Origin of the sequence: Starkeya nomas (assembly GCF_902703545.1) — a bacterium.
In the GTDB taxonomy this organism is placed as follows: Bacteria; Pseudomonadota; Alphaproteobacteria; order Rhizobiales; family Xanthobacteraceae; genus Ancylobacter; species Ancylobacter moscoviensis.
The window spans coordinates 4,178,979-4,200,077 of sequence record NZ_CACSAS010000001.1 but is presented as its reverse complement, the minus strand read 5'-3'; the positions used below and the strand labels follow the sequence as shown (position 1 = coordinate 4,200,077).

Annotated in this window: 22 protein-coding genes; 14 read left to right on the top strand and 8 right to left on the bottom strand. The window is 69.3% G+C overall.

What is annotated here, in order from left to right; translation table 11 throughout:
- Nucleotides 1–2 precede the first annotated feature (2 nt).
- The 12 genes from olsA to STARVERO_RS19785 all read left to right on the top strand — a co-directional run bounded on the left by olsA (nucleotide 3) and on the right by STARVERO_RS19785 (nucleotide 12,628).
- Complete coding sequence (olsA, locus tag STARVERO_RS19840) at nucleotides 3–773, top strand: lyso-ornithine lipid O-acyltransferase (RefSeq protein ID WP_159601018.1); 771 nt, start codon at nucleotides 3–5, stop codon at nucleotides 771–773.
- Between the two features lie 275 nt (nucleotides 774–1,048).
- Nucleotides 1,049–2,482, top strand: coding sequence for a tRNA (N6-isopentenyl adenosine(37)-C2)-methylthiotransferase MiaB (gene miaB, locus STARVERO_RS19835; RefSeq protein WP_159601016.1), 1,434 nt, complete (start codon nucleotides 1,049–1,051; stop codon nucleotides 2,480–2,482).
- 92 nt (nucleotides 2,483–2,574) lie between these two features.
- Nucleotides 2,575–3,591: a PhoH family protein gene (locus STARVERO_RS19830; protein ID WP_159601930.1), complete on the top strand. Its 1,017-nt coding sequence runs from the start codon at nucleotides 2,575–2,577 to the stop codon at nucleotides 3,589–3,591.
- Nucleotides 3,588–4,106 carry an rRNA maturation RNase YbeY gene (gene ybeY / locus STARVERO_RS19825; RefSeq protein WP_159601014.1) on the top strand — a complete coding sequence of 173 codons (519 nt, stop codon included), beginning with the start codon at nucleotides 3,588–3,590 and terminating at the stop codon, nucleotides 4,104–4,106. Before STARVERO_RS19830 ends, ybeY begins: the two co-directional genes overlap by 4 nt.
- A 5-nt stretch (nucleotides 4,107–4,111) precedes the next feature.
- Nucleotides 4,112–5,386 (top strand): hemolysin family protein, encoded by a 1,275-nt coding sequence (locus STARVERO_RS19820; protein ID WP_159601012.1) that lies wholly within the window; start codon nucleotides 4,112–4,114, stop codon nucleotides 5,384–5,386.
- Nucleotides 5,376–7,022 carry an apolipoprotein N-acyltransferase gene (gene lnt, locus STARVERO_RS19815; protein ID WP_422802158.1) on the top strand — a complete coding sequence of 549 codons (1,647 nt, stop codon included), beginning with the start codon at nucleotides 5,376–5,378 and terminating at the stop codon, nucleotides 7,020–7,022. Before STARVERO_RS19820 ends, lnt begins: the two co-directional genes overlap by 11 nt.
- A gap of 113 nt (nucleotides 7,023–7,135) precedes the next feature.
- Complete coding sequence (locus STARVERO_RS19810; RefSeq protein WP_144341494.1) at nucleotides 7,136–7,546, top strand: helix-turn-helix domain-containing protein; 411 nt, start codon at nucleotides 7,136–7,138, stop codon at nucleotides 7,544–7,546.
- Nucleotides 7,547–7,749: 203 nt separating this feature from the next.
- Complete coding sequence (gene metK, locus STARVERO_RS19805; RefSeq protein ID WP_144341493.1) at nucleotides 7,750–8,943, top strand: methionine adenosyltransferase; 1,194 nt, start codon at nucleotides 7,750–7,752, stop codon at nucleotides 8,941–8,943.
- Nucleotides 8,944–9,038: 95 nt separating this feature from the next.
- Nucleotides 9,039–9,764 carry a tRNA (guanosine(46)-N7)-methyltransferase TrmB gene (trmB, locus tag STARVERO_RS19800; RefSeq protein WP_159601010.1) on the top strand — a complete coding sequence of 242 codons (726 nt, stop codon included), beginning with the start codon at nucleotides 9,039–9,041 and terminating at the stop codon, nucleotides 9,762–9,764.
- Nucleotides 9,765–9,848: 84 nt separating this feature from the next.
- Nucleotides 9,849–10,196: a hypothetical protein gene (locus STARVERO_RS19795; protein WP_144341491.1), complete on the top strand. Its 348-nt coding sequence runs from the start codon at nucleotides 9,849–9,851 to the stop codon at nucleotides 10,194–10,196.
- Nucleotides 10,196–10,651, top strand: a complete 456-nt coding sequence (locus STARVERO_RS19790) for a phage holin family protein (RefSeq protein ID WP_159601008.1) — start codon at nucleotides 10,196–10,198, stop codon at nucleotides 10,649–10,651. Before STARVERO_RS19795 ends, STARVERO_RS19790 begins: the two co-directional genes overlap by 1 nt.
- A gap of 156 nt (nucleotides 10,652–10,807) precedes the next feature.
- Complete coding sequence (locus STARVERO_RS19785; RefSeq protein WP_422802177.1) at nucleotides 10,808–12,628, top strand: tetratricopeptide repeat protein; 1,821 nt, start codon at nucleotides 10,808–10,810, stop codon at nucleotides 12,626–12,628.
- A gap of 108 nt (nucleotides 12,629–12,736) precedes the next feature.
- Here the strand turns inward: STARVERO_RS19785 and STARVERO_RS19780 are convergent, their stop codons facing one another.
- Both STARVERO_RS19780 and STARVERO_RS19775 read right to left on the bottom strand, forming a co-directional pair.
- A complete protein-coding gene (locus STARVERO_RS19780; protein ID WP_244616835.1) occupies nucleotides 12,737–13,237 on the bottom strand; it encodes a hypothetical protein in 501 nt (166 codons plus the stop codon).
- Between the two features lie 191 nt (nucleotides 13,238–13,428).
- Complete coding sequence (locus STARVERO_RS19775; protein WP_159601004.1) at nucleotides 13,429–14,667, bottom strand: MFS transporter; 1,239 nt, start codon at nucleotides 14,665–14,667, stop codon at nucleotides 13,429–13,431.
- 309 nt (nucleotides 14,668–14,976) lie between these two features.
- On the opposite strand from STARVERO_RS19775, the gene STARVERO_RS19770 reads away from it, so the two are divergent.
- Complete coding sequence (locus STARVERO_RS19770) at nucleotides 14,977–15,645, top strand: L,D-transpeptidase (RefSeq protein ID WP_144341487.1); 669 nt, start codon at nucleotides 14,977–14,979, stop codon at nucleotides 15,643–15,645.
- Nucleotides 15,646–15,766: 121 nt separating this feature from the next.
- On the opposite strand, the gene STARVERO_RS19765 is transcribed toward STARVERO_RS19770, so the two are convergent.
- From STARVERO_RS19765 to ygfZ, 4 genes are read right to left on the bottom strand one after another with little or no spacing between them, the layout of a single operon-like run.
- Nucleotides 15,767–16,273: a tyrosine phosphatase family protein gene (locus tag STARVERO_RS19765; protein ID WP_159601002.1), complete on the bottom strand. Its 507-nt coding sequence runs from the start codon at nucleotides 16,271–16,273 to the stop codon at nucleotides 15,767–15,769.
- Nucleotides 16,270–16,932 (bottom strand): YfbR-like 5'-deoxynucleotidase, encoded by a 663-nt coding sequence (locus STARVERO_RS19760; RefSeq protein WP_159600999.1) that lies wholly within the window; start codon nucleotides 16,930–16,932, stop codon nucleotides 16,270–16,272. Before STARVERO_RS19760 ends, STARVERO_RS19765 begins: the two co-directional genes overlap by 4 nt.
- A gap of 10 nt (nucleotides 16,933–16,942) precedes the next feature.
- Nucleotides 16,943–17,527 carry a DNA-3-methyladenine glycosylase I gene (locus STARVERO_RS19755; protein WP_159600997.1) on the bottom strand — a complete coding sequence of 195 codons (585 nt, stop codon included), beginning with the start codon at nucleotides 17,525–17,527 and terminating at the stop codon, nucleotides 16,943–16,945.
- A gap of 16 nt (nucleotides 17,528–17,543) precedes the next feature.
- Nucleotides 17,544–18,392 carry a CAF17-like 4Fe-4S cluster assembly/insertion protein YgfZ gene (gene ygfZ, locus STARVERO_RS19750; RefSeq protein ID WP_159600995.1) on the bottom strand — a complete coding sequence of 283 codons (849 nt, stop codon included), beginning with the start codon at nucleotides 18,390–18,392 and terminating at the stop codon, nucleotides 17,544–17,546.
- Nucleotides 18,393–18,601: 209 nt separating this feature from the next.
- On the opposite strand from ygfZ, the gene STARVERO_RS19745 reads away from it, so the two are divergent.
- On the top strand, nucleotides 18,602–19,018 hold the full coding sequence (locus tag STARVERO_RS19745; RefSeq protein WP_159600993.1) for an Ohr family peroxiredoxin: 417 nt from the start codon (nucleotides 18,602–18,604) through the stop codon (nucleotides 19,016–19,018).
- 144 nt (nucleotides 19,019–19,162) lie between these two features.
- Here the strand turns inward: STARVERO_RS19745 and STARVERO_RS19740 are convergent, their stop codons facing one another.
- Both STARVERO_RS19740 and STARVERO_RS19735 read right to left on the bottom strand, forming a co-directional pair.
- A complete protein-coding gene (locus tag STARVERO_RS19740) occupies nucleotides 19,163–19,744 on the bottom strand; it encodes a GNAT family N-acetyltransferase (protein WP_159600991.1) in 582 nt (193 codons plus the stop codon).
- 91 nt (nucleotides 19,745–19,835) lie between these two features.
- Nucleotides 19,836–20,966 (bottom strand): type III PLP-dependent enzyme, encoded by a 1,131-nt coding sequence (locus STARVERO_RS19735; protein WP_159600989.1) that lies wholly within the window; start codon nucleotides 20,964–20,966, stop codon nucleotides 19,836–19,838.
- Nucleotides 20,967–21,099 lie beyond the last annotated feature (133 nt).

Genomic DNA, 21,099 nt, shown 5'->3' with positions numbered 1-21,099 from the left:
CCGTGCGGGCGTGGCTGGTGATCGTGCCGGTCCTGCTGGTCACGCTCGTCGGGATTCCCCTCCAGTGGCTCTCGGTGGCGCTGAAGCTGCCGACCCGGCGCAGCCTTCCCGTGCTCTACCACCGCATCGTGCTGGCGCTCGTCGGCGTGCGGGTGAGGGTGGTCGGCGCGCCCTCCCCGGCGCGGCCGCTGCTCATCGTCTCCAACCATGTGTCCTGGCTGGACATCCCGGTGCTCGGCTCGCGCCTGCCGCTGTGCTTCGTGGCCAAGAGCGAGGTCGCCGGCTGGCCCGGCATCGGCCTGCTGGCGAAGCTCCAGCGCACCGTCTTCGTCGACCGCTCCGCGCGCAGCGCGACGGCCAGGGTCGCCGGCGAGATGGCCGAGCGCATGGGCGGCGGCGACCCGGTGGTGCTGTTCGCCGAGGGCACGTCGAGCGACGGCAACCGCGTGCTGCCCTTCCGCTCGGCGCTGATCGGCGCCGCCCGGCAGGGGATGGGGGCGGAAGGCGCCGGCGCCACCATCCAGCCGCTCGCCATCGCCTATGTCGGGCAGGGCGGCGTCTCGCTCGGGCGGGCCCGCCGGCCGAGGCTCGCCTGGTACGGCGACATGGATCTCGCCCCCCATCTGATGGAGGTGCTCCGGCGCGGCGCGGTCGACGTCGAGCTGCATTTCGGCGAGCCGCTGCCGGCCGGCGACCGCAAGGCGGCGACGCTGCGGGCCGAGCGCGCGGCGCGCGTCATGCTGGCGGGCGCGCTGACCGGCCGTTCCGCCTGAGGCGATCCGCCTCGAAATTCCGGCGGAAGATCACGCCTTCATGCGGTCCCGGCCCTTGCCGGCGCATTCCCTTTTTCCGGGAATCCCGCTACACAAGGGGTCTGGGTGTCATCCGTGGAGACGTACACGATCTCGACCTGCGCGATATCGAGCTGGGAGCGAGCGGCGATTGACGAGGACGCCCGGCGAGGGTGTGCCCGCCGCACCTTCGGGTTTCCAACGGAATGCGCCGTTCCGCGCCTCAGCGCCGGACGGCACGGGTCGATCGACACGCAATGAGTGAACAGCGCAAGCTTTACGTCCGCTCCTTCGGCTGCCAGATGAACGTCTATGACGCCCAGCGCATGACGGACACGCTGGCCAGGGAGGGCTATGTCGAGACCGACAGCCCGGACGACGCCGATCTCGTCATCCTCAACACCTGCCACATCCGCGAGAAGGCCGCCGAGAAGGTCTATTCGGAGCTCGGCCGGCTGCGCAAGGCGCAGGAGGAGGCCGGCCGCCAGCAGATGGTGGCGGTCGCCGGCTGCGTGGCGCAGGCGGAAGGTGCGGAGATCATCAAGCGCGCCCGCGCGGTCGATCTCGTGGTCGGCCCGCAGAGCTACCACAAGCTGCCCGAACTCCTCGCCGAGGCCGAGGCCCGGCGCAGCGGCAAGGCCGGGGCGCGCGCCAAGCTGGTGGAGACCGAGTTCCCGGTCGAGGACAAGTTCGACTTCCTCGCCCCGCCGACGCGCGAGGCCATCGGCAAGCGCGGCCCCACCGCCTTCGTCACCGTGCAGGAAGGCTGCGACAAGTTCTGCACCTTCTGCGTCGTGCCCTATACGCGCGGCGCCGAGGTGTCGCGCCCGCTGGCCAAGATCCTCGACGAGGTGATCCGCCTCGCCGACGGCGGGGTGCGCGAGATCACGCTGATCGGCCAGAACGTCAACGCCTATCACGGCCTCGATGCCGCCGGCCGCCCGGCCAACCTCGCCGAGCTGGTGCGCCGGGTCGCCGAGGTGCCCGGCATCGCCCGCGTGCGCTACACCACCAGCCACCCGCGCGACATGGACGAGGAGCTGATCGCCGCCCATCGCGACATGCCCGCGCTCATGCCCTATCTGCACCTGCCGGTGCAGTCCGGCTCGAACCGCATCCTCGCGGCGATGAACCGCAAGCACGACCGCGAGCTGTTCTTCGAGATCGTCGCCCGCGTGCGCGAGGCGCGTCCCGACATCGCCTTCTCCTCCGACTTCATCGTCGGCTTCCCCGGGGAGAGCGACGAGGACTTCGCCGACACCATGGATCTCGTCGGACGAGTCGGCTTCGCCTCGGCCTTCTCGTTCAAGTACTCGCCGCGCCCCGGCACGCCGGCCGCCGGCATGGAGGGGCAGCTTCCCGAGGATGTGAAGTCCGCGCGCATCTACGCGCTCCAGGCCCTGCTCGACCGGCAGAAGGCGGCGTTCGACGAAGCCTGCCGCGGCCGGCGTTTCGACATCCTTCTTGAAAAGCCCGGACGCTTCCCGGGCCAGCTCATCGGCCGTTCGCCCTATCTGCAGTCGGTGGTCGTCGAGGCGCCGCGCGAGGCGATCGGCACCCTCGCGCGGGTTGAGGTTCGCGAGGTCAGCACCAAGAGTCTTTCGGGTGACATACTCGGCGGCGAGTTCTTCGCCGGGCGCCCGATCGGGGAAACGCGTTTCATCGGGCAGAGCGAGAAGCTGGAGGCGTGAGCGTGCGTCGATCTGGATCGGATACGGAACGTGCCTTGGTTGCCGCCCGTGCGGGCACGCCCGCCGGATCGACGCAGACATCCCCCCGCTGGATCGAGTCGCCCGAGGACGCGACGAGCCAGATCGTGCTCGCCTTCGACGACAACCGCCTCGCCAGCCTGCTCTTCGGCCATTACGGCCAGAACCTCGCCTTGATCGAGCGCCGGCTCGAGATCGTGGCCGAGCAGCGCGGCAACCATGTCACGCTGGAAGGCCCGCGCGAGGCCTGCGAGCAGGCGCGCCATGTGCTGGAGACGCTCTACGCCCGGCTGAAGAAGGGCGGCGAGCTCATTCCGGGCGATGTCGAGGGCGTGCTGCGCGAGGCCGCCGCGCAGGGCTTCCTGTTCGAGTTCGATCCGGCGACCAAGAAGCAGAGCTTCGACGAGATCCAGCTCCGCCGCCGCCCGGTGCGCGCCCGCACCGCCGCGCAGGACGCCTATATCCGCGCCTTGAAGCGCCAGACGCTGGTGTTCGGCGTCGGGCCCGCCGGCACCGGCAAGACCTGGCTGGCGGTCGCCTATGCCGTGCACCTGCTGGAGCGGCGCGTGGTGGACCGGCTCATCCTCTCCCGCCCGGCGGTGGAAGCGGGCGAGCGCCTCGGTTTCCTGCCCGGCGACATGAAGGAGAAGGTCGATCCCTATCTGCGCCCCATCTACGACGCGCTGCACGACCTGATGGACCGCAACTTCGTGGAACGGGCCATGACCTCCGGCGAGATCGAGATCGCGCCGCTCGCCTTCATGCGCGGGCGCACGCTGGCCAACGCCTGCGTCATCCTCGACGAGGCGCAGAACACCACCTCGATGCAGATGAAGATGTTCCTCACCCGCCTGGGCGAGAACTCGCACATGATCATCACCGGCGACCCGAGCCAGATCGACCTGCCGCCCGGCCAGACGTCGGGCCTTGCCGAGGCCGTCTCGCTCCTCGGCAATGTCGAGGGCGTCGAGGTCTGCCATTTCCACGCCGCCGACGTGGTGCGCCACGAGCTGGTCGGCCGCATCGTCGCCGCCTATGACGCGAAGGCGGCCTCCGCCCGTTCCGGCGAGCCCGGGGCGCCGCCGCGATGAGCGACGGCAGTCCCATCGAGGTCGACGTGCTGGTCGAGACCGACGCCTGGTCGGTCCTCCCCGGCGCGGCCGACCTCGTCGCCCGGGCGGTCGTCGCCGCCGTCGAGGGTGCGTCGAGCGAGTACGAGCTCGACATCGACGGCGCCGAGATCGCGGTGAAGCTCACCGACGACGCGAGCATCCGCACGCTGAACCGCGACTGGCGCGGCAAGGACACCGCGACCAACGTGCTGTCCTTTCCGACCCCGGAGATGGCGCGCGCCGGCGGCGATCCCCATCTCGGGGACATCGCCATCGCCTTCGAGACGCTCCGGCGCGAGGCCGAGGCGGAGGGCAAATCCTTCGCCGACCATCTCGCGCATCTCGCCGTCCATGGTACCCTGCATCTGCTCGGCTACGACCACGAGGTCGCGGATGAGGCCGAGGAGATGGAGGCGATGGAGCGTCGCGTCCTTGCCGGTCTGGGCGTGCCAGACCCCTATTCCGAAACCGAACCCGTTCATCAACCCGACTGAGATCAATGTCCGACCCCGTTTCCAGCCCCTCCTCCCCCAAGTCGAGCAGCGAGGGCCCAAGTAGCAACTCCTCGAGTAGCAGCTCGTCGAGTAGCAGCCCGGCGAGCGCCGGGCAGCGAAGCACGGCCGACGCCCGCTCCTCGGAGCCCCGCGCCGGCATACTCGACCGTCTGCGCCACCTGCTCGGCGGCTGGCGCTCTTCCGGCTCCCTGCGCAGCGACCTCGCCGAGGTGCTGTCCTCCAGCAGCGTCGAGGCCGGAACCGACCTGACCGCTACCGAGCGGACGATGCTCAAGAGCATCCTCGAACTGCGCGAGCTGCGCATCGGCGACCTGATGGTCCCCCGCGCGGACATCATCGCCGTGCAGAAGGACATTTCGCTCGGCGAGCTGCTCACCGTCTTCGCCGATGCCGGCCATTCGCGCCTCGTCGTCTATGACGACACGCTCGACGATCCCGTCGGCATGGTCCACATCCGCGATCTCGTCACCTATCTCACCCAGCGCGCCATGACCCCGCGCCCCGGCGCCGCGCGGGCCGCCGGTCCTGCCGGGACGCGCGCCGCGGATGGCGGCGCCGGGACGCCGGCTGAGAGCGCCCCCGCCACCGGCGGACAGGGCGGCAAGTCGCTGCCGGCCTTCAATCTCAAGGCCATCGATCTCGGCACCCCGCTCAGCGCCGCCAAGCTGATCCGCCGCCTCCTGTTCGTGCCGCCCTCGATGCCCTCCATCGAGCTGCTGGCGAGCATGCAGGCGAGCCGCATCCACCTCGCCCTGGTGGTCGACGAATATGGCGGCACGGACGGCATCGTCTCGATGGAGGATCTGGTCGAGGAGATCGTCGGCGACATCGAGGACGAGCACGACGAGGACGAGACCCCGGCCATCATCCGCCAGCCGGACGGCAGCTTCATCGCCGATGCCCGCGCCAGCCTCGAGGACGTCGCCGAGATGATCGATCCGGCCTTCGCCCTCGGCGAGGAGGCGGAGGAAGTCGACACGCTCGGCGGCCTGCTGGTCACCCTCGCCGGCCGCGTGCCGGTGCGCGGCGAGATCGTGCTCGGCCCCGACAATTTCGAGATCGAGGTGCTCGATGCCGATCCGCGCCGCGTGAAGCGGCTGCGCATCTCGACCGGCGGGCGCGACGCGGCCGGCTCCGGGAAGGACGCCGACGAGCGCGACGCGGCGGAGCCTCCCGCGCGCGGCAGCCTGCCGCCGCCGGCCGAGCAGCCGCAGAACGGCGCCCGGCCCGCCAGCACGCGGAGCTCCGATGCCGCCTGAGGGCTGCCCGCCCGATGCCTCGGCGGGAGGCGGGTCCATGGCGCTGGAGCGGCTGCGCGCCGTGCCGGCCCGGTGGCGCGCCCTCGTCGCGCTGCTGGCCGGGGCGGGCTCGGCGCTCGCCATGCCACCCTTCGGGCTGTGGCCGGTCCTCGCGCTCACCCTTCCGCTACTCGTCTTCCTGATCGATGCTACGGTCGATCAGCCGCTGGGACGCGCCCTGCGCGCCGCCTTTCTCGCCGGCTGGCTGTTCGGTCTCGGCTACTTCGTCGCCGGCCTGTGGTGGATCGGCGAGGCGTTTCTCGTGCAGGCCGACGCCTTCCTGTGGCTGATGCCGTTCGCGGTAATCGGCCTGCCGGCTTATCTTGCGCTCTATACGGGGCTCGGCTGCGCGCTCGCCCGTCTCCTCTGGATGCCGGGGCCGGGGCGCGTCCTCGCCTTCGCGGTGGCCCTCACCGCCGCCGAGTGGCTGCGCGGGATTCTGCTCACCGGCTTCCCCTGGAACAATTTCGGCTACGCGCTTGCTACCGATCTGCGCTTCGCCCAAGCCGCCTCCACCGTTGGGATGATGGGGCTTTGCCTTCTCGCCCTTGCCGCCCTGGCGAGCCCCGCGGCCCTGTTCGACGCCCGCTTCCGCCCGCAGGCCTCTCCCCGTGACCGCTATGCGCCGCTGGCCCTGTCGGTCGCGGTGCTCGGCCTCGTCTGGGCCGGCGGCCAATGGCGCCTTGCCACCACCGAGGTGGATACCGTGCCGGACGTCCGGCTGCGGCTCATGCAGCCAGACCTGCCGCAGGACCAGAAATTCCGCTACGACGCCCGCCGCACGGTGATGGACCTCTATGTCTCCACCAGCGAGAGCGCCGGCGGACTTCAGGGCGTGACGCACCTTTTCTGGCCGGAATCGGCCTTTCCCTTCTTTCTCGAGCGCGAGCCCGAGGCGGTCGAGCGCATCGCGGCGATGCTGCCCGAGGGTACCACGCTCGTCACCGGCGCCGCGCGCTTCGAGCCGGTGCCGGGCCGCGAGCGTCCGGACGTGTTCAACAGCCTGCGGGTGATCGATACCAATGGCGCCGTGCTCGCCCACGCCGACAAGATGCATCTCGTTCCTTTCGGCGAATATCTGCCGTTTCAGGAAACGCTCGAATCGATCGGCCTGCAGCAGCTGACTCGGGTGCGCGGCGGCTTCGCGGCGGCGCGCGAGCGCGAACTGCTGGCCATTCCCGGCCTGCCGGCGTCGGTTCCGCTCATCTGCTACGAGGCTATCTTTCCCGACGAGGTGATGCCGCCGGCGGCTGCGCCGGGGCAGCGGCCGGGCTTCCTGCTCAACGCCTCGAACGACGCCTGGTTCGGCATTACCCCCGGCCCCTACCAGCATTTCGAACAAGCGCAGCTCCGGGCAATCGAGCAAGGTCTTCCGCTGATCCGGGTTACGAACAATGGCATTTCCGCCATCATCGACCCGGTCGGGCGAATCACCGGATTACTACCTCTGGGTGTACGCGGCGTCCTCGACGGGGCCCTTCCCCAAGCCCTTCCCGCGACAATTTATGCTACTTATAGCAGTTGGATACCGCTCATCTCACTGCTAACCGGCCTATTGCTGGTGCTCATGCTGCGCCAGCGAGATATACAAGCCTAGATTGATCGACGGTCCAATCAGCTTTGCCTAGACTGGCGCCCGGGCCTGGGCATTGCTTCTCTCCGCCAGATCGGGGGAGGGAGGTATTTTTTTGTTTGCAGTCGGGGAAGCCGATGACCAAGAAATCTCCTAATCCAATCGATAAGCATGTGGGTAGCCGGGTGCGCATGCGGCGTATGATGATTGGCATGAGTCAGGAGAAACTGGGCGAAAACCTCGGCATTACTTTTCAACAGATCCAGAAATACGAGAAGGGCACGAACCGCATCGGCGCCAGTCGACTCCAGAATATTTCCAACGTGCTCGGGGTTCCGGTGGCGTTCTTCTTCGAGGGCGCTCCCAATGTGAGCGGTACCGCCACCGGTTTCGCGGAAGATGCCTCCCCCGCCTATGTCTCGGATTTCCTGGCCACCACCGAAGGGCTGGCGCTCACCCGCGCCTTTCTGAAGATCTCCGACAGCAAGGTCCGCCGCCGCATCGTCGATCTCGTCGAGGCGCTCGCGGAGGAGGCTCCGGCGAACTAAGGCGGAAGGCGTTTCGACTCAACGAGATGAAGGCCGTCTTCCGCGACCGGTTCCGACGCGACACGCAAGGCACGGCCCCGCCGGAGCGTTCTTTTTTCCGAACGATTCCGCTGTTCTATCCTTGACCCGCCCGACCGCGCTTGCGAAAGATGCGGCGCCTGACGCCGTCCTGTGCGCCGGCCGAGATATCGAGGAGCCGACGCGTGTCCCGCCAAGCCTATCTGTTCACCAGCGAATCCGTTTCCGAAGGCCATCCGGACAAGGTCTGCGACCGTATCTCCGACGAGATCGTCGACGCCTTCTTCAAATATGGCCCGGAATTCGGCTGGGATCCCAGCCACCTGCGTGTCGCCGCCGAGACGCTGGCCACCACCAACCGCGTGGTGATCGCCGGTGAGACGCGCGGCCCGGCGCAGATCACCAAGGACTTCATCACTCATATCGCCCGGCTCGCGATCAAGGACATCGGCTACGAGCAGGAAGGCTTCCACTGGGAGAATGCCGACATCGAGGTGCTGCTGCACGCTCAGTCGGCCGACATCGCCCAGGGCGTCGATTCGGCGGGCAACAAGGATGAAGGTGCCGGCGACCAGGGCATCATGTTCGGCTATGCCTGCCGCGAGACGCCCGAGCTGATGCCCGCGCCGATCTACTACGCGCACAAGATCCTCAAGCTGCTGGCCGACGCCCGCCACTCCGGCGAGAGCACCGTGCTCGGCCCGGACGCCAAGAGCCAGGTGACGGTGCGCTACGACAGTGGCAAGCCGGTCGAGGTGACGCAGATCGTGCTGTCCACGCAGCACCTCGATGCCGACCTGTCGTCGCACGACGTGCGCAACATCGTCGAGCCCTATATCCGCAAGGCGCTGCCGGAAGGCTGGGTCACACCCTCCACCATCTGGCACGTCAACCCGACCGGCAAGTTCGTCATCGGCGGCCCGGATGGCGACTGCGGCCTCACCGGCCGCAAGATCATCGTCGACACCTATGGCGGCGCGGCCCCGCATGGCGGCGGTGCCTTCTCCGGCAAGGATCCGACCAAGGTCGACCGCTCGGCTGCCTATGCCGCGCGCTACCTCGCCAAGAACGTGGTCGCCGCCGGCCTCGCCGACCGGGCCACCATTCAGCTCGCCTATGCCATCGGCGTGTCCGACCCGCTGGCGATCTATGTCGATCTGCACGGCACCGGGCAGGTCGAGGAAGCCAAGCTGGAGAAGGCGCTGCGCGAGGTGATGAACCTGCGTCCGCGCGGCATCCGCGAGCATCTCGGCCTCAACAAGCCGATCTATGCGCGCACCTCGGCCTACGGCCATTTCGGCCGCGCGCCGGAAGCCGATGGCGGCTTCTCCTGGGAGCGCACCGACCTCGCCGACGCCATCAAGGCGGCGGTCGGCTGATTCCTCGCCGTTGCGCACGGGGCGTTGCGCGCCCGCGCCGGCAGCATTAAGCGGGGCGGACATCGGTCCGCCCCGTTCGCTTTTCGAGTAGCCGCATGACCACCGACAAGGATGCCCCCGGAGGCGAGACGCCGGCGCCCGGCCCGCGCGAGGCCGCCTTCTACGGCCGCCGCAAGGGCAAGAAGCTGCGCACGGCGCAGGCCGCCCATCTGGCGCAGGACCTGCCCCAGCTCGCCATCGATCCCGAACATGTCGCCGAGCGGCCACTCGCCGCGCTGTTCCCGCACGACGTGCGGGCGGTGCGGCTGGAGATCGGCTTCGGCGGCGGCGAACACCTCGTCTCGGAAGCCCGGCGTCATCCCGATATCGGCTATATCGGCGCCGAGGCGTTCCTGAACGGCATCGCCAAGGCCACCACCGCCGTCGCCGAGCTCGGCCTCGCCAATGTGCGCCTGCACGGCGACGACGTGGTGCCGCTGCTCGACCGGCTGCCGGACGCCTCGCTGGACCGGATCGACCTGCTCTATCCCGATCCGTGGCCCAAGCGCCGCCACTGGAAGCGGCGCTTCGTGCGGGCCGACAACATCGACCGCATCGCCCGGCTGCTGCGGCCCGGCGGGCATTTCCGCTTCGCCACCGACATCGAGCACTATGCCGGCTGGACGCTGCGCCATTTCCTCGCCGATCCGCGCTTCGAGTGGACGGCGGCGCGCGCCGACGACTGGCGCCTGCCATGGGAAGGCTGGCCGGGCACCCGTTACGAGGCGAAAGCGCTGCGCGAGGGGCGGCGCCCGGGATATTACGAGTTCCGGCGCCTCTGATTACCGCCTAGGATGATGCGGAACCGGGTAACGACGTCCGCGTTGACGCTCGTAATCATCACGACCGGCATTCAGGAGACCGTCATGGCCCAACCGAACGCGCAGGAAGACTTCGCCAAGCTGTCCGCCGACCTCGCCACGCTGAGGTCCGACGTCGCGAAGCTCACCGAGACGCTCGCGGCCATCGCCCGGACCGAGGGCGAGGCCGCCGCCGATGCGGTCGCCAGCCGCGTGCGCGCCGGCAAGGCCCGCGCCGAAGCCGCCGCCGCCGGATTGGTCGATGAGGGCCTCACCGCCTATGAGGATGCCAAGGAGCGGGCGCAGGCGATCACCGGCGATGTCGGCGCCGTCATCGAGCGCAACCCCTATGGCGCGGTGCTCACCGCTCTGGGCGTCGGCTTCCTCTTCGGCCTGCTGTCGCGGAGCCGTTGATGCTCCGCCTCCTGCTGGCCATCGCCGGCGCGGAAGTGCGCCAGGCCGCGCGGGTCGCCGTGCGCCGGACCGCCATCACGGCGGCCCTCTTCGTGATCGGCGGCGTCCTGCTCGTCGCCGCGTTCTTCGCCTTCCTGGTCGCGGGCTTCGTCCTGCTGGCGGAACGCTACGATCCGGCCACCGCCGCCCTCATCGTCGCCGGCTTCATGCTGATCGTGGGACTGATCTTCGTGCTCGTCGCGCTGCTGCGCACGCGCCGGCCGCCGGCGCGTCCTTCCTATGGCGCGGGACTGGGACTCTCGGCCGCGCCGCCGCCGGCTTCGCCCGCCGCCGCACCCGCCGCCGCGGCGCCCGGGCCGGCCCCGTCCGGCAAGGCTGAGCCCGATGTCTCCACCGTGCTGGCGATTGCGGCCGGCGCCGCGCTTGTCGGCCTTATTCTTGGCCGACGGGTCTGAAAATGTGATTCCGGGCCCTGCGGGGCCCGGTCCGCATTAGCCTCTCGTTATTGCAGGCGCGGCTAAAAAGGACCAATCTGCCAAAGAGGGGCCGCAGCCGCGCGCCATGACGCTGTGCGGCTTGCCGCAGGAGGTTCACACTTGACGTTCCGACGTTTGTCGCTGCGGCCGGGAGCGGCCATCCTCGCCGCGCTTGCCGCCCTGGGCGCCACGTCGCTCGGCGCTGGCTCGCCGGCGCTCGCGGATGCGCCCCCGGCGGATTTCATCGCCCGTTCGGCCCCGGCCGGCAATTATCTCGCCGCCCGCCTAGCCATTTCCGAGCGCGATACGGCCGCCGCCTCCGCCTATTATCGTGAGCTCGTGCGCATCTTCCCGCGCAATGGCGAGTTGCTGGAACGCGCCTTCCTCACCCAGCTCGCCGAAGGCTCGATCGACGAGGCCGTCGACCTCGCCCAGCGCATCGTCCGCATCGATCCCGAGCACACGCTGGCGCGTCTCGTGCTGGGCGTGCGCGCGATCAAGACCAAGCAGTACGTTACCGCCCGCAGCAATCTGCGCCGCGCCGGCCAGGGCGCCATCGCCGAGCTCAACTCGACGCTGCTGGGCGCGTGGAGCCAGTTCGGCTCCGGCAATGCCCGCGCCGGCGTCGCCGCCATCGACGCGCTGCAGGGCCCGGAATGGTATGCCGCCTTCAAGGACCTGCATGCCGGCCTGATCCTCGACGCCGCCGGCGTCAAGAAGGAAGCCGGCCAGCGTCTCGAGGCCGCGCTGAAGGTCGATCCGCGCACCCTGCGCGTGGTCGACGCCTATGGCCGCTGGGCCTCGCGCAACGGCAACAAGAAGCTCGCCATCGAGACCTACGAGGCCTTCGACAAGCTGGTGCCGAACGACCCGCTGGTCGCCCGCTCGCTGGAGCAGCTCGAGGCGGGACGCACCCTGCCGGCGCTCATCACCACGCCGGCCGCCGGCGCCGCGGAGGTTCTGTACGGCCTCGGTTCGGCGCTGGGCCGTCAGGGCGGCGAGGATCTCGCCCTCGTCTATCTCCAGCTCGGCCGCTGGCTCGATCCGTCGCATCCGCTGATCGACATCACCCTCGCCGACCTCTTCGAATCGATGAAGCGGCACGAGGACGCCATCGCGCTCTACCAGCAGGTACCGGCCAGCTCGCCCTTCAAGGTCAATGCCGAGGTGCAGCGCGCCCTCAATCTCGACGCCGCCGGCAAGTTCGACGACGCGCGCGCCGCCCTGGACAAGGTGGTGGCGGCCAATCCCAAGGACATGCGGGCGCTGATGGCGCTCGGCGACGTGCTGCGCTCGAACGAGAAATTTCCCGAGGCGGCCGAGGTCTACACCAAGGCCATCGACCAGCTGCAGGCGCCGACCGGCAATAACTGGATGCTCTACTACTTCCGCGGCACCGCCTTCGAGCGCACCAAGCAGTGGGAGAAGTCGGAAGCCGATCTCAAGAAGGCGCTGGAGCTCAAGCCCGACCAGCCGCACGTGCTGAACTATCTCGGCTACAGCTGGATCGACCAGGGCGTGAACCTGGACCAGGGCACCGAGATGATCCGCAAGGCGGTGGCGCTGCGTCCCGACGACGGCTTCTTCATCGACAGCCTCGGCTGGGCCTATTACCGCACCGGCCATTACGACGAGGCGGTGCGCGAGCTGGAGCGCGCGGTGGAGCTCAAGCCGAACGAGGCGGTGATCAACGACCACCTCGGCGACGCCTACTGGAAGGTCGGCCGCAAGCTCGAAGCCCGCTTCAAGTGGAACCACGCGCGCGATCTCAAGCCGGAGCCGGACGAACTCGCCGACATCGAGCGCAAGATCGCCGTCGGCCTCGACGAGGCGGAGCGCGTCAAGGCGCAGAAGGACGAAGTGAAGAAGACCGAAGTGGCGCCGGCCGCCGCCGAGCCGCAGAAGGCGGCAGTGGACAAGACCCAGGATCCCCAGAAGCCGGGCGGCGGCGGCTGACCGCCGCCGCGCAAGGATCTCGGTCCTTCGATCAATGAGAAAGGCGGGCTCCCGTGAGGGACCCGTCTTTTGCATGTCGCGTCGGTGAAAGCCCGGAAGCCCCGGCTTTTAGCGCGGCGCGTCGGCCTCGGCGGTCTTGCGCTCGACCTCGGCGGTCGGCGCGCGGCCGGCGGTGCGCTTGCCGGAAGCCCGCTCGGCAAGGCGGGTGCGCCCGCTGCCCCCGCGCTTGAACTCGCACCACAGGCGGTTCGCACCGGCGAGATTCCCGCGGAAGCTGACCGCGCTGGTCTTCTCCAGCTCGAAGCAGGGCTGGAACGCCATGCCCTTCAGCTTGGCGCACACTGACTCGTTGCGGACCTGAATGGTGCCGGCCGGCAGGGTGACATAGCGGGCATTGCCCTTGCCGCGCATCTGGATCGTGCCGGCGACCGAGCCGTCCGGCATGATGCGGCCGGCGCCCGCCGTACCTTCGTAGCAGGTGTAGGAGAAGGTGCGTCCCATCACGAAACGCTGCGCCTGCTGCGGCGTCAGCGTATCGGCCGACGCCAGCGCCGGCGCCAGGACGGGGGCGACGAGAAACGCGGCCAGAAGGGCGGAACGGTTACGCATGGAAGGTTCCATCGCTCGGGATGGGGCTACGATGCGCTGCGAAAGCCCTGCCTTGTCAAGGCAACGCAGCGAATCAGCCCCTCTCACCGGGACACACGAGGCGCATACTGTGGCGCCGGGGCAACGCTTCCGGCACTACGCCACCTATGGTGAAGGACGATGGTTAATGTCGTGCAAACGCCGCGGCGGCGTCACGCGCCCGCCGGCTGAGGCTCGCGCGCGACGGGCCGCTCCACGATCGGCAGGTTGATCACGGCGGAAGCGAAGCTGAGTGCCACCGACAGCCACCAGACGAAATCGTAGGAGCCCATCTGCTCGTAGAACAGGCCGCCGAGCCACACGCCGAGGAAGCCGCCGACCTGGTGGCTGAAGAAGGCGAAGCCGTACAGCATGGCGAGGTAGCGCGTGCCGAACATCAGCATCACCAGCCCGGAGGTCGGCGGCACGGTGGAGAGCCACAGCAGGCCGAGCACCACGCCGAAGCCCAGTGCGGTGACCGGCGAGGCCGGCAGCAGCACGAAGACGGCGATGGCGATGCCGCGCGCGAAGTAGATCGCCGCCAGCAGGTAACGTCGCGGCATGCGGCTGGACAGCCAGCCCGAGCCCAGCGAGCCCACCATGTTGGCGAGGCCGATCGCCGCCAGCGTCCAACCGCCGACCTGGATGGAAAGCCCGCGGTCGATCAGATAGGCCGGCAGATGCGTGGTGACGAAGGCGAGCTGGAAGCCACAGGTGAAGAAGCCGAGCACCAGCAACACGTAGCTGCGGTGACGCAAGGCCTCGCTGAGCGCCTCGCCGATCGACTGCTGGCGCTCCTGCGTCTTCGGCGCAGGAGGCGCGCTGGCGAGCGCGATCGAAAACGGCATGATCAGCAGCATGGCGAAGCCGAAGACAATGAGTGTCTCCTGCCAGCCGATGGTGGTGTTCAGCCCGGCGGCCAGCGGCGGGAACAGGAACTGGCCGAAGGAACCAGCCGCTGTGCCGGCGCCGAAGGAAAGCGGCCGCCAGCGCTCCGGCAGCATCTTGCCGAAGGCGGCGAGCACGATGTTGAACGAGCAGCCCGACAGGCCGAAGCCGACCATCACGCCGGCCGACAGGTGCAGCAGGCCCGGCGTCGCGGAATAGGCCATGAGCATCAGCCCGGCGGCATAGAGCACCGCCCCGGCCCACAGCACCCGTGTCACGCCGAAGCGGTCGGCGATCGCTCCGGCGAAGGGCGTGCCCACGCCCCAGAGCAGGTTCTGGATGGCGATGGCGAGACCGAACGTGTCGCGCCCCCAGCCGAACTCGCTGGTCATCGGCAGCAGGAAGATGCCGGAGGAGGCGCGCGGCCCGAAGCTGAGCATGGCGATCATGCAGCCGCACAGCACGACCAGCAAAGGAGCGCGCGCCGCGAGGCTGGGGCGGGGCGTATCGTTGGCGGCGGTCATGGAGCCTCACGAACTGCGTCGAATTACCGGGAGCGGGAGGTGAAATTAGCCGCCCCAACCCGGCGGGGAGAAACGAATTATTTTCAGGATGAGTATCAGGAAAGCTGATGGAAGAAGCACCAGCCGTCAACCGTGCCGCTGCGGCACCGTGCCGGCCGGAAGCCGGGGTGGCCCGCGAGTGAGGCGAATCTGCAACATCCGGGAGCGAATATGCCGGCTAACGTCTCCGTGAAGCCGTGCGAACCCAAATTCGTCGCGGAAATCCTATAGGGGAGGGTCACTGTCCCTTCTCACCAGTGCGTACGCTCCATGCCCCTCAATCGTCGCCTCTTCCTGCTCGCCGCTCCCGTCGCCCTCGCCGGCTGCTCCTCGACCCAGAACACCCGCATCCTCCCGGCGGCGATCGATCCGCAATATCTGAGCATGTACGGTGCGATCACCGACGAGCCGTTCCCGGTGCCGGCGGTCGACGTCAGCAAGATCGATCCGCGCTTCCTGCGGCAGGAGGTGGCGTACCAGACCCGCTACCAGCCGGGCACCATCGTGGTCGATCCGAACGAGCGCTTCGCCTATCTGGTGATGGCGAACGGCCGGGCGCTGCGCTACGGCGTCGGCGTCGGCAAGGAAGAGGGCTTCAATTTCCGCGGCGAGGGCGTCATCGGCCGCAAGGCATCCTGGCCGCGCTGGACGCCGACCCCGAACATGATCGCCCGCGAGCCGGAGCGCTACGGTCCCTATGCCGGCGGCATGGCCGGCGGCGAGACCAACCCGCTGGGGCCGCGCGCGCTCTATCTCTACAAGAACGGGCAGGACACGCTCTACCGCCTGCACGGCACCACCGAGCCGTGGACCATCGGTACGCAGGTGTCGTCCGGCTGCGTGCGCTTCATCAACCAGGACATCATCGACCTCTACCGCCGTGCCCCGGTGGGCACCCGCGTGGTCGTGCTGCCGGCCCGCGCCACCCCGGTGGCCTGAGCTCGACGCAACGACGGCTTCTCTCCCGGATGGCTGCCGGCCATCCGGGATGCACTCTCCGATCCAACGAAAGCGATGGCGGTCCGGCGGGCGCCCGGCGCAAGCCGGCGGGCTATCCGCCCTATTCCAGCACGAGCTCGAAGGGTTCGTTCTCCATCGCCTCGCGGCCGCGACCGATGGCGGCGACGGCGGCGCTCATGCGCCCCTGCCGGCCGAGCGCCTCGTCGGCCAGCGCCACCAGCAGGGCATTCGGCGTGGCGATGGGCGAAGCGGCGCGCAGCGCCCGGGCGATCTCGCCCTCGTCCCGCCCCGGGTTGAGCGCGCAGGCGGCGATGTAGGCCGAGGCGGTCGACCGGCTGATTCCGGCGAAGCAATGCACCACCAGCGGCGCCGAGCGCGGCCAGCGGCGGGCAAAGCCGAGGATCGCCTCCACATGCTCGGCCGCCGGATGGATCAGCCCCTCCTGCGGGGCCACGATGTCGTTGAAACCGACGAAGAGATGATTGTCGCGCACCACGCGCGCCGGCAGCTCGACCGGCGTGCCGAGGTTGATCACGCTCAGCACATGGGCCGCCCCGGTGCGCTCGACGGTCTCCGAGAGACGGGAAAGCGGACAGACATGGATCATTGCGTTTCTCCGGCGGCAGACGCCGCGACGGGGGCCGACGACGGCTCGACGGTCAGTTCCCGGAAGCGGGCGAGGAACCGCGCCTTCGCCTCGGCGGCGCTCCACGGCGTGAGATATTCACGCTCCGCCGCCATGTCGAGCGGGAACGGCGCGCCGAAGAAGCGCTTCGCCTCGGCAAGCTCGAAACCGGCGAGGCGCGTCGCCTCCAGAAAGGCGCTGGCGCGGTCGGCCGCCTTGACCAGCTTGACGAGGCTCGCGGACCAGTCGGCCGGCAGGCCGAAGCGCAGGCTCACCGCCGCCAGCAGGCGCGCCTCCACCGCCTTGTAGTCGCCGCCAATCACCGCCTTGAACGGGCTGATCATGTCGCCGACCACATATTCCGGCGCGTCGTGCAGCAGCAAAGCGAGCCGCCAGCGCCGATCGAGGTCGACGCCGCGCGCAGCGGCCTGCCGGCGGCCGATCAGCTCCACCAGCACGGAATGCTGGGCGACCGAGAAGATGTGCGCCCCCTCGGTCTGGCCGTTCCAGCGCGCGACGCGCGCAAGGCCATGGGCGATGTCCTCGATCTCGACGTCGAGCGGCGAGGGGTTGATGAGGTCGAGCCGCCGCCCGGACAGCATCCGCTGCCAGGCGCGCTCCGGCCGGGCTCGGAAGGTCATGACGATGCCCTCATGACCTCTTGCCGTGGCGGTGGCAGGTGACGGCGTGGTCGTCCACCATGCCCACGGCCTGCATGAACGCGTAGACGATGGTCGGCCCGACAAAGTTGAAGCCGCGCGACTTCAACTCCTTCGACATCGCCACCGCCACCGGCGAGGTGACGGGAGCCGGCTCCCCCGGCTGGCGTCGATTGTCCAGCACCGGGCCGTTGATGTCCCAGAGCAGCTTCGAGAAGCCGGGCCCGCGCTCCATGATGTCGAGCCAGACCTGCGCCGACCGCACGGTCGATTCGATCTTGGCGCGGTTGCGCACGATGCCGGCGTCCTGCATCAGCGCCTCGATCTTTTCGGGTCCGTAACGAGCAACGATCTCCGGCCGGAAGCCGTCGAAGGCGGCGCGGAATCCCTCGCGCTTGCGCAGGATGGTGATCCAGGCGAGCCCGGCCTGGAAGCCGTCGAGGATGAGCTTCTCGAACAGCGCCCGGTCGTCATGTTCGGGCACGCCCCACTCGGTGTCGTGATAGGCGACATAGAGCGGGTCGGTGCCGCACCACGCGCAGCGCGTGATGCCGTCGGCGTGCTCGTGCACCTTCATCGCGCCCGCTTCTCCTTCACGCCACGCTCTCCGTGCCGGGAATGGGGAAGCGCGCCCAGCCGGGGCGCTCCGGCACCAGGGCGGCGCCGTCCGCCTCGACCACATGCCCGCCGGCGCGGGCGTCCTCCAGCCGGTCGAGACGGACGAGCGCGAGGGCGCGCCCGTTCACGCCGGAACCGATGCGGCCGATGCTCTTGCCGCCGGCGGTGACCGGCGTGCCTTCCGCCGGCGCCGGGCCGCACAGGACGAAGGGGATGATGCGCGTGCGCGCCGTGCCACGGTGCTGCATGCGGCTGACGATCTCCTGGCCGACATAGCAGCCCTTGTCGAAATCGATGCCGCCGAGCTGGTCCATGTCCGCCTCGTGCGGGAAGGCGTCGCCATAGAGGAAATCCTGCCCGCCTTCCGGCACGCCGAGGGCGATGCGGTGGGCGTGCCATTGCGCTTCCGGCACCATGTTGATCTGCGCCGCCTCGGCGGCCGGCAGCAGGAAGCGCCGGCCCAGCGCCGGCAGGCGCGGATCGTCATAGGCGAGCGTGTCGACCAGCGGTCTCGCTCCACCCCAGGCCACCGCGACGGCGAGATCGTCGAGCACGCCGATCTCCACCTTCGCCCGCAGCCGGTAGAGCTGCAGCCGCTTGAGGAGATCGGCGACGACGGCGCGCGGCGTGTCCAGGCGGAAGCCGCCTTCGGTCGCCAGCACGATCATGTCGGCGACGATCTTGCCTTGCGGCGAGAGCAGCGCGGCGTAGCGCGCTGCGCCTGGCGCGGGCGTACGGGAGGTGAGCAGATTGTCGAGGAAATGCGCCGCGTCGGCACCGGCGATGCGGACGACGGCGCGTTCCTCAAGGATCGCGATCGGCATGGGCGCGCTCCTGAACGGGAGAAGGCCCGGCAGCACCGGGCGGGTCGAAGCGAGAGGTAAGCCCTGCGGCGATCCGGGGCAAGGGAAAAGAAACGAAACGGGAACATGAACAACGGCATGCGCTTGCGCAACCGCTGGCCGCTCCGCCGGTTGCCCGCTGCGACCGCCGCACCATGTTAGGAGCCCCCCATCCTTCCCAGGAGAATGTCATGACCGATACCGTCCTCTTCACCGGCACCGCCACCGCGGTCGGCGGCCGCAACGGCCACTCGCAGACCAGCGACGGCTCGGTCTCCGTCGATCTCGGCATGCCGAAGAACGGCGTGCTCGACGCCGGCAAGACGACGCCGGAGCATCTGTTCGCCACCGGCTACGCCGCGTGCTTCGGCTCCGCCGTCGAGGCGGTCGCCCATCAGAAGAAGATCGACGTCACCGGCGCCGCCGTCACCGTCGCGGTCTCGCTGGTAAAGGGCGACAGCGGCTACAGCCTCGCCGCGAAGATCTCGCTCAAGGCGCCGGCGCTCACCGCGCAGGAGACCAAGGAGGTACTGGAGGCGGCGCACCAGATGTGCCCCTACTCCAAGGCGACGCGGGGCAATATACCGGTGGAATTGAGCGTGGGCTGAGGCTCGCTCCCCCGACAGGCGAACGTCACGCCCGGGCCTAACCCGGGCGTCCACGCCTTCAACGACCGCCAAAGACATGGGTGGCCGGGTCAAGCCCGGCCATGACGTTGTTCTAGCAGACAGGTGCCGGCGATATGGCCCCGCTCACGCCGAGCGCTTCATCTCCGGCTCCGCCTGCGCCACCAGTTCGCCGAGGCTCGGCAGGTCGACCGGCGCGCCGGTCGGGCTGACGAGGCCGCGCGCGCCCGCAAGCGCACCGGAAACCAGCTCCAGCCCGAGGAAGCGGCTGCGGTCGAAGGAGCCGGGCAGCCACAGTCCCTCGGTCAGCGCGGCGTCGAAGCCGAAGCGGGCGTAATAGGGCGCGTCGCCGACGAGCAGGATGGCACCGTGGCCGAGCCGGGTCGCCTCGCAGATCGCCGTCGTCATCATCGCGCCGCCGAGCCCGCGATCGCGGAACCAGGGGTGGACCGCCAGCGGCCCGAGCAGCAGCGCCGGGCGGCCGGGACCGGCCGCGACGTGCCACAGGCGCAGGGTCGCGACCACGCGCCCGTCCGGGCCGTGCGCGGCGAAGGCGAGCCCGTCGGCCGGCCGGCGGCCCTCGCGCAGACGTTCGGACGTCTTGGCGAGGCGCGCGGCGCGGCCGAAGGCGAGGTCGAGCAGAGCCTCGCGCTGGGCGATGTCGGCGTCGGTCTCGAGCGAGATGACGGGGGCGGTGGTGGCAAGCATTGGCAGCCTCAAAAACCCGGCGCGGCCGGGAAAAAGAGGAACAGGGAACGTCGGTTCAGTCTGTCGGGCGGAAAGCCGGAGTCCGGCTCGCTCAGATCACATAGGACCGGAGCGGGTCGAAGCCGTTGAACGCCACCGCCGAATAGGTGGTGGTGTAGGCGCCGGTCGCTTCGATGAGCACCTTGTCGCCGATGGCGAGCGACACCGGCAGCAGGACCGGGGTCTTCTCGTAGAGCACGTCGGCCGAATCGCAGGTCGGGCCGGCCAGCACGCAGGGCTCCACCGCGTCGCCGTCGCGCGGCGTGCGGATGGGGTAGCGGATCGCCTCGTCCATCGTCTCGGCGAGGCCGCCGAACTTGCCGATGTCGAGATAGACCCAGCGCACCGGATCGTCCTCGGACTTCTTCGAGATCAGCACGACCTCGGCCTCGATCAGGCCGGCCGCGCCGACCATGCCGCGGCCCGGCTCGATGATGGTCTGCGGGATCGCGTTGCCGAAGTGACGGGACAGGGCGCGGAAGATCGCCTCGCCATAGGCCTCGGCGGCCGGCACGTCCTGCAGGTACTTCGCCGGGAAGCCGCCGCCCAGATTGACCAGCGACAGGGTGAAGCCGCGCTCCGCGCAGGCGCGGAAGATCGCCGACGCGGAAGCCAGCGCCGAATCCCAGGCCTCGACGTTCTTCTGCTGCGAGCCGACATGGAAGGAGACGCCGTGCGGCTCCAGGCCCAGCCGGTACGCGTGCTCAAGCACGTCGACCGCCATTTCCGGCTCGCAGCCGAACTTGCGCGAGAGCGGCCATTCGGCGCCGGCGCCGTCGCACAGGATGCGGCAGAACACCTTCGCGCCGGCGGCGACGCGGGCGATCTTCTCGACCTCTTCCGCGCTGTCGACGGCGAACAGGCGCACGCCCAGCTCGAAGGCGCGCGCCACATCGCGCTCCTTCTTGATGGTGTTGCCGAAGGAGATGCGCTCGGCGCCCGCGCCGGTGGCGAGCACCATCATGATCTCGGCGACCGAGGCGCAATCGAAGCACGAGCCCATCTCGGCCAGCGCATTGAGGATCGCCGCGTCCGGGTTGGCCTTCACCGCGTAGAAGACGCGGGTGTCCGGCAGCGCCCGGGCAAAGGCGGCATAATTGGCGCGCACGACGTCGAGATCGACCACGACGCAGGGACCATCCTCACGTCGATTGCGCAGGAATTCGCGGATACGGTCGGTCATGGCATATCCCCCATCGACCCGAAAGCTTCGACCCATGGAGATGCGAACACCCGCCCGCGGCAGCAGTGTGCCGCGCCCGTGGCGAGAATGCGCATCCGTTCGCCGACCGCACGGTTGTTGCCGATTGGCCGGA

Excerpts from the sequence above, each read along its gene's own strand:
- STARVERO_RS19755 (WP_159600997.1), bottom strand. The coding sequence starts at position 17,527 with ATGAAGGTGCACGAGCACGCCGACGGCATCACGCGCTGCGCGTGGTGC.
- STARVERO_RS19780 (WP_244616835.1), bottom strand. The coding sequence starts at position 13,237 with ATGCGTAACCGTTCCGCCCTTCTGGCCGCGTTTCTCGTCGCCCCCGTC.
- STARVERO_RS19775 (WP_159601004.1), bottom strand. The coding sequence starts at position 14,667 with ATGACCGCCGCCAACGATACGCCCCGCCCCAGCCTCGCGGCGCGCGCT.
- lnt (WP_422802158.1), top strand. The coding sequence starts at position 5,376 with ATGCCGCCTGAGGGCTGCCCGCCCGATGCCTCGGCGGGAGGCGGGTCC.
- STARVERO_RS19795 (WP_144341491.1), top strand. The coding sequence starts at position 9,849 with ATGGCCCAACCGAACGCGCAGGAAGACTTCGCCAAGCTGTCCGCCGAC.
- STARVERO_RS19820 (WP_159601012.1), top strand. The coding sequence starts at position 4,112 with ATGTCCGACCCCGTTTCCAGCCCCTCCTCCCCCAAGTCGAGCAGCGAG.
- STARVERO_RS19735 (WP_159600989.1), bottom strand. The coding sequence starts at position 20,966 with ATGACCGACCGTATCCGCGAATTCCTGCGCAATCGACGTGAGGATGGT.
- miaB (WP_159601016.1), top strand. The coding sequence starts at position 1,049 with ATGAGTGAACAGCGCAAGCTTTACGTCCGCTCCTTCGGCTGCCAGATG.
- ybeY (WP_159601014.1), top strand. The coding sequence starts at position 3,588 with ATGAGCGACGGCAGTCCCATCGAGGTCGACGTGCTGGTCGAGACCGAC.
- STARVERO_RS19765 (WP_159601002.1), bottom strand. The coding sequence starts at position 16,273 with ATGATCCATGTCTGTCCGCTTTCCCGTCTCTCGGAGACCGTCGAGCGC.
- ygfZ (WP_159600995.1), bottom strand. The coding sequence starts at position 18,392 with ATGCCGATCGCGATCCTTGAGGAACGCGCCGTCGTCCGCATCGCCGGT.
- trmB (WP_159601010.1), top strand. The coding sequence starts at position 9,039 with ATGACCACCGACAAGGATGCCCCCGGAGGCGAGACGCCGGCGCCCGGC.
- STARVERO_RS19745 (WP_159600993.1), top strand. The coding sequence starts at position 18,602 with ATGACCGATACCGTCCTCTTCACCGGCACCGCCACCGCGGTCGGCGGC.
- STARVERO_RS19740 (WP_159600991.1), bottom strand. The coding sequence starts at position 19,744 with ATGCTTGCCACCACCGCCCCCGTCATCTCGCTCGAGACCGACGCCGAC.
- STARVERO_RS19760 (WP_159600999.1), bottom strand. The coding sequence starts at position 16,932 with ATGACCTTCCGAGCCCGGCCGGAGCGCGCCTGGCAGCGGATGCTGTCC.
- STARVERO_RS19790 (WP_159601008.1), top strand. The coding sequence starts at position 10,196 with ATGCTCCGCCTCCTGCTGGCCATCGCCGGCGCGGAAGTGCGCCAGGCC.
- STARVERO_RS19770 (WP_144341487.1), top strand. The coding sequence starts at position 14,977 with ATGCCCCTCAATCGTCGCCTCTTCCTGCTCGCCGCTCCCGTCGCCCTC.
- STARVERO_RS19810 (WP_144341494.1), top strand. The coding sequence starts at position 7,136 with ATGACCAAGAAATCTCCTAATCCAATCGATAAGCATGTGGGTAGCCGG.